The sequence below is a fragment of the Endozoicomonas sp. ALE010 genome (genome assembly GCF_049310165.1).
Classification (GTDB): Bacteria; Pseudomonadota; Gammaproteobacteria; order Pseudomonadales; family Endozoicomonadaceae; genus Endozoicomonas.
On record NZ_JBLYNV010000010.1, the window covers coordinates 67,305 to 78,851 of the forward strand.

An 11,547-nucleotide genomic window follows, 5' to 3' on the forward strand; every position below is an offset into this window, starting at 1 on the left:
CAGGTGCCAGATCTTTTACGGAGAGAGACCTGACGCCTGATTTCATTTGGTTAACTACTCAGGCTGGTATCACTTGCGCCTACTAATTCAGACAACTCCAGGCCTGTATCAGGGTTTGCGGTGGAAAAACGCTGGCTTATGGTTTCTTTGATCCGGGTAAGCGGGTAGATGGCCAACGCTTTACCTTTTAACCCTTGCCAGTAGCCCTGGTACCACTGGTACAGGGCATAAAGGGTCACACCACCGGCAATCATCCCCCCTGCCACAATGCCGCTGGTCAGGGCTGTTGGAAATTCAACGTCAACTTCCTCGCTGTTATTATGAAGGGCTGAAGCCGTGCTGTTGACGATCCCGTTACCGGCCGCAGCAGATAGTGACGACCCATTTTGCCGGGAGGGTATTTCTGTTGACGACAAGTGTTTAATGGTGGCTGGTATCCGGTCACTGGTGGCCACACTTGAGCTGTCGGCTCTTTCGGTTGCGGGGCAACTGGCATTATCGCAGGCAAGATTTACCGTAGTGCTGATACCATCAGCAAAACTGGTTAACTCAGTATTGCAGGCAACTGTGCCGGAAAAGTTGCGATGAGGATCACCAGCTGCTAAGCCGGCGCGATACCCTTTGATGACACTGCCGCAGACCCGGGTATCGCTGATACTGCCAAAGTTATCCTGGCGACCGGCAGCAACACCGACCGCCGCACTTCCTGTATAACGGTTCGTGTCTTTTTCCCAGGCAAATAGTCCACAGTCAACGGCGGTTGTTTGGTGTACTGTGGTGTCAGCATCGTTAAACGCCGCAGCAATTGCAACGGAACTTTTGTCCGTTTCAGCATCGATTATCGTCTCTCTGGCAGTTGTGTTATGAATGCTACAGCCTTCGGCAACAGCCGCAGCAACGGCGGCATGGCCTCCCGCCGAATCTTCTCGAAAGCTGCTCTGGGACAACTCCAGATCAGAGTCGATGTCCAGGGTATGTTTGATGGTGCTATTGTGACAATCTGCGGTAACGATACCAACATGTGCCGGTAAGAAAGAGTTAACGGTTGCCTGCAGGTGGTTGTCGCGGGTGGTAGTATCCAGAATTGTGCAATGACGGGCATCAGCAACCACCATTGCGATGCGTCCATCAATTATTATGGAATGATAATGAATTTTGTTTTGATTGTGGGCCTGCGTATCTTCAATACGGGCAAAATCGGCCCTGCCGGCAACACCACCGATATTGGCCGCGAAAATGCCCGGAGAGCTTTCAATGCGGTTATGAATCAACGTTGAGTTTTTAACGACCACATTGTTATGTTCGTTACCAACTATTTTCCCTGCGATCAGGCCGATGTTGATATTGGTCTCGGCCCGGGACCTGTTCAAGGTACGTCTGCCGCTGCCAATTCCTGAGAGGAATACCTTGCAGTTTTCAACCTGGTTGCTGTCGATGGTGGCTCTATCCAGTGCTTGCCCGGCCAGCATGCCGACGTCAATCCCACTGCCCTGAATAGCAATGTTGACGTTGTTGATCTGGTTGTCCCTGAGTACGGCGCTGTCGTTCATCTTGCCTGCCAGCATCCCCAGCTGTCTGTGTTGTTGTACCCAGGGTTTTACAGCTGTAACCCTGATCTTTGAATTTTCTACGACGATGTTTTCCTGCCTTGAGCCCCCTGACATGGTACAGGCAACCAGTGCTGCACTGCCTGTGTCGTTAGTCCCGGGCAGTCCTGCACGGTCAATATGGCCATTAGTAATTGTGAGATTGCGGACTGTTCCATTGCCCTCCAGGCTGTTAAACAGGCAGCCCTTCAGGTTGCTGATGGTATTGCCGTTACCGTTGTACTCACCGGTGAAGTGCGGGATAGGCGAGTGGTTGCCAGCATCAATATCAGTGGTCTGTGCGTAGGTACCATTGGCTGGATAACAGGGATCCTTTCCGACTTTGGCCAGGACTGCGGCTCCATCAACAGGAATCGGTTTGCCCCTGCTGCCCGTGGGGGCGGTTGAGGCTGCCGTGGTGGGTGCTGAACTTGTGTCAGGACTGCTGGTCCGCGTTGTTGGTTGGTTACTGCCAGTTGCGTTGACTGTGGCCGAACCATGAGTGCTGGCAGGATTGCTGCCCTCTGGAGAAGCACCGCCACAACCCGGCAGGCTGGCCAGCGCCATACAGGCCATGACGAGTTGATTAATAGTATTGAGATAGCTATTGGCCGGTATGGTTTTCTGGACCAGGCGCAGGGCCAGCTCTCTGGGTTGAATATTCAGTTGTATCCATGGGGTATCCGGCTGATCAGACCCTTGATGGGGGTCAAAGCCCGGATGGATGGATTTAGCTATCGACTTACTGATATTCCAGTAGCGTGACCAGCCAGAAGCCTGCTCCGGGTCGATGTTGCTATCAGTGCCAGCCGAATCAGACGTTGGCGTCAGGGTTATGCAGGAAGTGAGTATAGGGGGCATTGCAGGGATTCCGGGTTGAAAAGATTCTGATTACACATGTAGATAAAAATGAGAATAATTGTTTTTTATTTTTGTAATTCTGGGATTGTTCAGCGTTCTTGCCGCTGATGTCCCGGGACTGCTGTAGAGCAGAAACGGGAAATCAGTGAAATGATGTATTAATGTACTGCTTTGACGGTGTTGTCTTTTAACAGATAATTGTTGGAAATCACTTTAAAAGAGACTCTTTCCTCCGGATCATTGCCGTCGAATACATAGACCAGACCTTCTCGTTTTTTCTGATTGTTTAACTTTGATTTTCCGTTAGCATCCACCAATACCTTATCAATAGTTGCAGCCAGCTCCTTGTTATTGGACACAACAGGGCAGATGGGTAAACCTATTTCCTGGCATATTTTTTCCATTTCTGCCTTTTTTATATATGACTGTTTGTCAATATCATAAATATTAAACACAAAAAGCTGGAGTTCCTCGAGTTCGTATGGATTAGCTTCTATTTTGTGACCGACGACTTCAGCCTGGATCGCTATATTTTTTCCCAGGCTCCTGAGCTTTGATTCAATGTCATTCTTACTGGCTACCTTACCCAGTGGGTGATCTCTATCTGTTTTCAGTTCGTAGTTCTTTGAGCAAATACCGAAATCGTTATTTCTCAAATAAAATGTTGAACTTGTTCCGTTCAGTTTCTCTGAGACATAGAATTTTTTATCTTTGAAGGAATCAAAAATAGAATGCAGGTTTTGTATTCTTTCTTCATCGCTCTTTGGAATAAAAAAGGGAAAGTAACCTTTGATAAAGTCACGGTCCGATAAGCTTCCCGGTCGCTCATATTTTTTAATATCGAGTTTTGCGGTTACATCATCCCCCACATTGACAGTTACATCTTTTCCCAATATTGAAAGAGGCAGAACCAGGCCTTGTGATAGCTGACCACGGAGTTTGATGGTTCTCAGGCGATAACCTTCACTGCCATCTGGTAAGACTATATGGGAGGATTTACTGAGAAACTCGAACTCATCCCTGACCGGCAAGACGCTGTCAATTTCGCAAAAAATAACCGATTGGCCTGGTTTAAATTCGGATTTTTCAACAACCACTTTCCAGCCATCGACCGTAGCAACTTCAATTTTATCAGCATTTTTAATAGGCTGTATTTCTGAAATGGTTCTAATGGTTGCTAACTTTCTTACATCATCAGGGATGCCCGTATTGGCCAATGGCTGGGGAGCATCAGACTGACTTGCCGCAATCGAACGATCAGTGATAGACGTTGAATCTTTTGCAATGTCTTGTGCAAAACCCGGGGGCTCCGTGTTGAGCGGCGGCAATTGTGGTAAAAATTCACCTTTCTGACCAGAATCAACTACGGTCTTGCCAGAAAAAGTCGAATTGTTTGCAGAAGCAGTGTTATCAATATTCGATTGCGCGGAATCACTGCCGGAAACAGTAAAGTTTGCAGCACCTCTGCTGAGGCTATCGGAGGGCAAGGACACTGGCTAATACTCCTGATAATTAATTGATCGGGATTTGCGACATAATCTGACCATTTGTTTTAATAAAAGTTTCCTTTCCATGTCGTTGGGATCAATTTCAGAAAGCCTTCTGGTTAATCTGTAACGCCGCTGCTTTGCCACATTGATCCAGAAATTCAGCCCAGATGGTCGTATGGTGCCTAATGCTCTGTTCCAGCTGATACCAGGGGCTGTGAATGTTTGACGCTTGCGTGATCAGGCTGAGATAGCGTTGAATGTCATCCCGGGGTGCAGCTGGCAAGAGGGAGAGCAGACGCTTGAAGTCATTCCGGATAATGATTCCTTCCTGATCAACCCTGGCAAGATAGGGCTGAATCTTTTCCCGATAAAACAGTCGAAAGACATTGTGTAGCCTTTCTGCTTCTGCTGGGTCAGCAGCGGGGCAAACAGGCCCTTTTGCCAGACGAAGCTGCAGTATATTGGCAGCATGGTTTAAGGTCTGACTTAACAGGGCAGCGGAGTAGATGAGTTCTCCCAGGTACCGGCTGGCGGTAACCTGTTGCAAGTGACGTTCCAGATCAGTGGAGGTATAGGGGGGCTCAAGTAATTGATCGGGCAGTAATCGGGTGAGGTAGTTAAGTGCTTCGCGGGTTCCCCGGAAACTCGCCTGATCGTTAATGGCGAGCAACCTGCCCTGACTGTGCAACTGTTTGCTGAATTCAGTATTGGCAAATACCAGGTTCCACTCAATGGCTGGAAACGTTGCCAGTTTTTCGCTGAGTATCTCTTGAAGTTTGGCAATGACTTCCCGGTTGTCATTGGTTTGTTGTAAAGAGCCGATGCATTGGGGAATCAATGATAACAGGGTTTTCTCGTAGAAATAGTGCTGCGAGGGGAGCATCTGCTTGCCCAGGCTGCTGTTTCTGTAGGCCACAGCCTGACTGAGGGCAGGGCATTTGAGCAAATCAAGTGCTTCCAGTGCTTTTATACGGAGATCTGGTGCCGGGTAAGCGCGTTGTCTTAACGGGGGCAGCGTGGGGATAGCGATCTCTGGTTCAGGGATATCGACACCGGTAACCCGGCTGAGTCGATGGGGGTATTCCTCAAGAAAATACTCAGGCGAGGAGTGGTCTGAGCATCCGGATAGCATCAGGGCAAAGACAAATAACAGGGGTGGAAACCGGTCTATCGTTATCTTGATCACTGGACCCTCAGGCAGGGATGCTGTTTTTGAGGCTTTCATGTTGGTATAACATAGCCAGTTTATTATTTTTAGCTTTTTTTAAGGGTCAGCGCTGGCTGTTAATGACAACAATTTTATGAAACATCGTGTATGAAAATAGTGGCTGATGAAAATATTCCCTTGCTGATGGAGTGCTTTGGGGCGATGGGGGAGGTGGTTGCTCTGCCTGGCCGGAACATTTCACCTGAGGATGTGCAGGATGCGGATGCTTTGCTGGTTCGGTCCGTGACTAAAGTGAGTCGGCAGCTGGTGGAAAACAGTTCACTGAAGTTCGTCGGTACTGCCACAGCAGGTTTTGATCATATCGACCGGGAGTATCTGGCCAGCCGGGGAATTGCTTTCAGTCATGCGCCGGGTTGCAATGCCACGGCAGTGGTTGAATACGTTCTGGCGGCTTTGGATATTCTGGCAGAACGAGACGGTTTTGAACTGCGTGATCGAACAGTCGGTATTATTGGCAAGGGGCAGGTGGGTGGTCGTCTGTATCAGATGATGGAGCGGCTTGGGGTAGAAGTGTGTGCCTGCGACCCCTGGCTGGCATTGGCAGAAGGCAACAGTGGTCGCTATGTCAGTGTTGATCAACTGATTGCATGTTCGGATGTCATTTGTCTGCATACCCCGCTGATAATGGATGGCCCATATCCAACCCACTATCTGATCGGTGAGCAGCAACTCAAGGCAATGAAGCAGGGAACGGTGTTAATTAATGCAGGGCGGGGGCCTGTGATTGATAATGCCGCTTTAAAGCAGTGTCTGGGCGAGCGTGACGATCTGACCGTTGTGCTGGATGTCTGGGAGTATGAACCCGATGCTGACCCGGAGTTGATGGCTCAGGTCGATATTGCGACCCCCCATATTGCCGGATACAGCCTGGACGGAAAGATTCGCGGTACGGAAATGATTTACAAGGCACTGTGCCGGCACTTTGGGCTTCCTGCCAGGGTGCGTCTGCCTGCGATTACGCCATTGCCGGTACTGAAACAGATGAAGTTCAGTGAGGGAATGACCTTTTCAACCACCTGTTCCAGGGCGATCCGTTCTGTTTACGACATTCGTCGTGATGATGCCACGATGCGCAAGGGGCTGATAAGGGCTGAAGAATCTCAACGCAAGCTGACGTTTGATTTGCTGCGTAAGGATTACCCGGAACGTCGGGAGTTCAGTACACTGCGAGTGGAGTTGAAAGACTGTGCACCGGAATTAGTGCATATCTTTCAGGCATTGCAGTTCAGGATTGGTGATGAACTCTGAATGGAGTTCATTCTACTCTCCTAGGAGGCTGACCGAGAATAGCGCCCGTAGCGAGGATGGCAGAAAATTGAGGATAAAAAGTCGGAAATTTTTAGTAAATAGTGGTTCTATTTGCTAAAAAATTCCGACTTTTTAGACCAATTTGCTGCCACCGCAGTAGGGCAGTCTATTCTCGGTCAGCCTCCTAGATATTCAGAAAGTCCTGCCAGCAAACCAGGAGAGTTTTAAAGTCATCCAGGCCACAGTGGCTGATGGATTCATGGTCGTAATAGTCCAGGTCTTCCATCTCTTCACAGTCCATTTCGGTATCCAGCAGGGCGGCCCGAACTTCGGCGTGATCCCGGGTCAGATGAAGGCGATAGTCTGTGCCATCATCAAAATATTCCCAGCGCTGTCCTTTCTCCAGACTTTCAACCACCAGTAACAGGTGCTCCAGTTGTTGCCTGTTACTGCCCAGCTCATCGGTCAGCCAGATGCCCATTGCTTCATGGTCCATGGAGAACTGAGCTTCGGGACGACCGGAAAAGTTGCGCTGGAAATGATAGTCCATAGTGGTGTGATATCAGAGAAACCAATAAAAGCGGGAAAGCTATTTTAGAAGGCTGCGCAGGTTTGCCAATAAGTAGTTCAATCAAAATTAATCAATAATCAGGTTTCATCGACCTGAATTCTCTGAAACTTTAAAAGCCTCCTATGCGCCAGGTCAACTGGCAAGCGGGTGTGAGTACTGAAGCGTTCTTTTGCAGTGATGCCTCAAAGCAGTGTGATGCACCAGAATTATTCCCTGAATGTCGTTCACTTACGTTTTTGGTCTTATTTTGGTGCATGGATTATCGATGGCCGGAAACCTGAGGGCATTTTGCCACCGGCAACAAGCTGCCGGTCCGGCAAATCCTGTTGTGACAGCGCTTTGCGTGTTTTGGCATATCCCCTGCATGTGGGGAGGAAGAATTTGGTTTATCAAAAGGGGAATTAGCCGAAATGAGCGGGAAACAAACCCTGGTAGTGGTCGGTAATGGCATGGTCGGTCACAGCTTTATGGAAAAGCTGGTGGCTGCTGGTGGATTAGAGCAATACCAGGTGGTTGTTTTTGGTGAAGAGCCCCGCCCTGCATACGACCGTGTTCATCTGTCCGAATTTTTCAGTGGTCGCAGTGCAGAAGATCTGTCCATGGTGCCTGACGGTTTTTATCAGAAACACGGCATTGACTTGATTCTGGATGAAGCAGTTATTGCCATTAACCGTGATACCCGGGAATTAACCACCAATAAAGAGAGACGTATTCATTACCACAAACTGGTGCTGGCTACCGGTTCTTATCCTTTTGTGCCGCCGGTACCGGGGCATGAGCGGGACAACTGTTTTGTCTATCGCACCATTGAAGATTTACAGGCCATTGCCAAAGCGGCCAACAGCAGCAAGGTTGGCACCGTGGTTGGTGGCGGGCTGTTGGGGCTGGAAGCCGCCAAAGCGTTAAAGGATCTTGGCCTTGAAACCCATGTGGTTGAGTTTGCGCCCCGCTTGATGGCGGTCCAGGTCGATGATGGCGGCGGTGCCATGCTGCGACAGAAAATTGAAGCGTTGGGTGTGCAAATCCATACCGGCAAGAATACACGGCTGATTACCGATGGTGAGGGGACTGTTCACCAAATGCAGTTTGCTGATGGTGAGGTTTTAAACACCGATATTGTACTGTTCTCGGCGGGTATTCGCCCTCGGGATGAACTGGCAAAACAGGTCGGGCTGGTGATGGGTGAACGAGGGGGGATCGTTATCAATAACGACTGTCTGACCTCGGATGAATCAATTTACGCCATCGGTGAGTGTGCGTTGTGGGATAACCGGATTTTTGGCCTGGTCGCTCCCGGTTACCAAATGGCCCAGGTGGCGGTTGATCATATAACCGGTAAAGGCAGCAGCCAGTTTGCCGGCGCAGATATGAGTACCAAGCTCAAATTGATGGGGGTGGATGTTGCCAGTATTGGTGATGCCCATGGCAATACGAAAGGCTCTCTCAGCTATCAGTTTATTGATGAGGAAAAACAGGTTTATAAAAAACTGGTGGTTTCCAAAACCAAAAAGCGGGTCTTGGGCGCGGTGCTGGTGGGTGATGCAGACGACTATGGCACGTTATTGCAAATGATGTTGAATGGCATTGTGCCACCGGCCAATCCGGCTGAGTTGATTTTACCTCAAAGCGATGGCAGTGCCAGTGCCGGATTGGGTGTTGCGGTACTGCCGGAGACTGCCCAGATCTGCTCCTGCTTTAATGTCAGTAAGGGGGATCTGGTCGATGCAGTGGCCGCAGGTTGCCAGGATATTGCTGCGCTCAAAGGGTCAACCAATGCCGGAACCGGCTGCGGTGGTTGTGCCCAGCTGGTAAAACAGGTGCTCGACCATGAACTGACGCAACTGGGAGTCGAAGTCAAAAAAGATATCTGTGAACACTTTCCCCATTCACGACAGGAGTTGTATCACCTGGTCAGGGTGGGTGAGTTGACAACGTTCTCTCAGGTGATCGAAAAGCATGGTCGCGGAATGGGCTGTGATATCTGCAAACCAACCATTGGTTCTATTCTGGCTTCCTGCTGGAACGATTACATTCTGAAGAGTGACCATGCCCCGCTGCAGGACACCAACGATTATTTCCTGGGGAATATCCAGAAAGACGGCACTTACTCCATTGTTCCACGGGTGCCCGGTGGTGAAATTACCCCTCAGAAGCTGATTGTTATTGGCGAGGTGGCCAGAGACTTTAACCTTTACACCAAAATCACCGGCGGGCAGAGAATTGACCTGTTTGGTGCCCGGGTGAATGAGTTGCCCGCTATCTGGCAGCGGTTGGTGGACGCCGGGTTTGAAACCGGACATGCCTATGGAAAATCCCTGAGAACGGTCAAATCCTGTGTCGGCAGTACCTGGTGTCGTTATGGTGTTCTGGACAGTACCAGTATGGCCATTGCCATTGAGCACCGTTATCGCGGGGTGCGTTCACCCCATAAAGTCAAAATGGCCGTTTCGGGATGCACCCGGGAATGCGCTGAAGCCCAGAGTAAGGATGTTGGCGTTATTGCCACCGAGAAAGGCTGGAATCTTTATGTCGGCGGTAATGGCGGTATGAAACCCAGGCATGCTGACTTGTTTGCCACCGAGCTCGATGATGAAACCCTGGTGAAATATATTGACCGTTTCATGATGTTTTATATTCGCACCGCTGACCGGCTCCAGAGAACCTCGGTCTGGCTGGATAATCTGGAAGGTGGTCTGGATTATCTCAAGTCGGTGATTATAGACGACAGCCTTGGCATTAATCAGGCGCTGGAAGATGAAATGACCCATCTGGTGGGCACCTATCAGTGTGAGTGGAAAACGACACTGGAGAGTCCTGAAAAACTCAAGCGTTTCAGCCATTTTATTAACAGTGACCAGCCGGACAGCAATGTTGTTTTTGTCGATGAAAGGCATCAGATACGACCAGCAACAAAGCAGGAAAAAATACGGCTGAAGGAGGTTATCTAATGAGCCAGTGGACGACGATCTGCCAGGATGAACAGCTTTCTGCAAACCTGGGCATCTGCGCCCTGGTGGGTGCTTATCAGGTGGCGGTATTCCGGGTAAAGGATCAGGTGTTTGCCCTGGATAACTTTGATCCATTCAGTGGTGTCAATGTGATCTCCCGGGGCATTGTGGGGGATCTACGAGGGCATCTTGTTGTGGCGTCGCCTATTTACAAACAGCACTTTGATTTAACCACCGGACAATGTCTGGAAGATGACACCGTCAGCCTCAATGTATTCCCGGTGCGAGTCCATGAAGGTGCCATACAGGTGCAGCCTGCACCGCTGGTAAGACCAGTTGCTGAGCAGGTTGCCTGATGAGCCATTATCAACAGCCGGATGGTCGGCAGAAGCTGGTGGTTATTGGCAATGGCATGGGCTCGGTCCGGTTTCTTGAACATCTCTTTAACGGTGGTCAGTGCCCTTTTCATGTGACCGTGCTCTCGGAAGAGGACTGCCCGGGGTATAACCGGATTCAGCTGTCCAAACTGTTGGCGGGCAGTGTCGATCTGGACGGGATTCAGCTGAAAAGTGCCGCCTGGTATCAGCAGCAGGGTATCGAGCTACTGATGGGCGAGAACTACAAAGCGATCCGGATTGATCGCTCATTAAAGCGGGTGGTCACCCACGGTGGTGATACGTTTGACTATGACCGTCTTGTTCTTGCCACTGGCTCTTTGCCCAATCAGATTCCGGTGCCCGGGGCGGACCTTCAGGGCGTTCTGGCCTTTCGCAGTCTGGCCGATGTCAACCTGATGCTGGAAGCAGGTCAGGGGCAGGCCGTGGTGATTGGCGGTGGTTTGCTGGGGCTGGAGTGTGGTAGTGGTCTGGCCAAACGGGGTATGTCAGTGACCATCGTCGATAATATGCCCATTCCCATGGCCCGACAGCTGGATCAACATGCCGGTGGGCTATTGCGCAAAGAACTTGAGGGCAGAGGCATTGCTTTTCGCAGCAGTGCTACGCTGCAATCCTACCAGGGCGTTGATGGTCGGGTTTGTGGTGTGCAGATTGATGGGGAATATCTGCCTGCATCGCTGGTGGTGGTGACTGCCGGTGTCCGGCCTAACATACAACTGATGCAGGAGGCAGGCCTGACATGCGACCGTGGGGTTCTGGTCAATGAGCGGCTACAGACGTCTGATCCGGATATCTTTACTGTGGGTGAATGTGCGCAGATGCAACTGACTGGCGGGCAGGAAGCGCAGTCATTGTTGTTTGGTCTGGTTGCTCCGGTGTATCGGCATGCGGAAATTGTTGCTGCATCGCTGCTGGGGGACCATGATCAAACGTTTACGCCAGTCCCCATTCCCACCAATTTGAAAGTTGATGGTATCAACCTGTTTTCCAGTGGTGAGTTCATTCCGTCTGACTCGGATCAAGTGATGACACTGGATGCTTCAGACGCTGGAATCTATCGCAAACTGGTACTTCAGAATAATCGCATCAAAGGTGTGCTCCTGTATGGTGATGTAACTGATGGCCTTTGGTACCAGGAGTTGATGGAGTCAGGCACTGATATCTCATCCATCCGGCAACAACTTATTTTCGGGCAGCGTTTTCTGGCTGCATGACGG

At 50.2% G+C, this 11,547-nt stretch carries 8 protein-coding genes; 4 read left to right on the forward strand and 4 right to left on the reverse strand.

Annotated features, from left to right (window positions below):
• Positions 1–50: 50 nt before the first annotated feature.
• The 3 genes from ACO6UY_RS06700 to ACO6UY_RS06710 form a co-directional block, all read right to left on the reverse strand.
• Positions 51–2,447, reverse strand: a complete 2,397-nt coding sequence (locus ACO6UY_RS06700) for a hypothetical protein (RefSeq protein WP_422489427.1) — start codon at positions 2,445–2,447, stop codon at positions 51–53.
• A gap of 158 nt (positions 2,448–2,605) precedes the next feature.
• The gene (locus ACO6UY_RS06705; protein ID WP_422489429.1) at positions 2,606–3,940 is read right to left on the reverse strand and encodes an RNA ligase (ATP); all 1,335 of its coding nucleotides are present in this window, start codon (positions 3,938–3,940) and stop codon (positions 2,606–2,608) included.
• A gap of 97 nt (positions 3,941–4,037) precedes the next feature.
• Complete coding sequence (locus ACO6UY_RS06710) at positions 4,038–5,162, reverse strand: DUF3080 family protein (RefSeq protein WP_422489431.1); 1,125 nt, start codon at positions 5,160–5,162, stop codon at positions 4,038–4,040.
• Positions 5,163–5,252: 90 nt separating this feature from the next.
• On the opposite strand from ACO6UY_RS06710, the gene pdxB reads away from it, so the two are divergent.
• Positions 5,253–6,413, forward strand: coding sequence for a 4-phosphoerythronate dehydrogenase PdxB (gene pdxB, locus ACO6UY_RS06715; RefSeq protein ID WP_422489433.1), 1,161 nt, complete (start codon positions 5,253–5,255; stop codon positions 6,411–6,413).
• A gap of 184 nt (positions 6,414–6,597) precedes the next feature.
• Here the strand turns inward: pdxB and ACO6UY_RS06720 are convergent, their stop codons facing one another.
• Complete coding sequence (locus tag ACO6UY_RS06720) at positions 6,598–6,963, reverse strand: YacL family protein (protein ID WP_101746855.1); 366 nt, start codon at positions 6,961–6,963, stop codon at positions 6,598–6,600.
• Between the two features lie 431 nt (positions 6,964–7,394).
• Here ACO6UY_RS06720 and nirB point away from each other — a divergent pair, with 431 nt between their 5' ends.
• The 3 genes from nirB to ACO6UY_RS06735 are packed head-to-tail and all read left to right on the forward strand — an operon-like array spanning position 7,395 to position 11,544.
• Positions 7,395–9,932 carry a nitrite reductase large subunit NirB gene (gene nirB, locus ACO6UY_RS06725; protein WP_422489435.1) on the forward strand — a complete coding sequence of 846 codons (2,538 nt, stop codon included), beginning with the start codon at positions 7,395–7,397 and terminating at the stop codon, positions 9,930–9,932.
• Entirely contained in the window at positions 9,932–10,288 is a 357-nt protein-coding gene (nirD, locus tag ACO6UY_RS06730) for a nitrite reductase small subunit NirD (RefSeq protein WP_101746857.1), read from the forward strand. The genes nirB and nirD overlap by 1 nt, the downstream gene beginning before the upstream one ends.
• On the forward strand, positions 10,288–11,544 hold the full coding sequence (locus ACO6UY_RS06735; protein ID WP_422489437.1) for an NAD(P)/FAD-dependent oxidoreductase: 1,257 nt from the start codon (positions 10,288–10,290) through the stop codon (positions 11,542–11,544). Before nirD ends, ACO6UY_RS06735 begins: the two co-directional genes overlap by 1 nt.
• Positions 11,545–11,547: the final 3 nt, after the last annotated feature.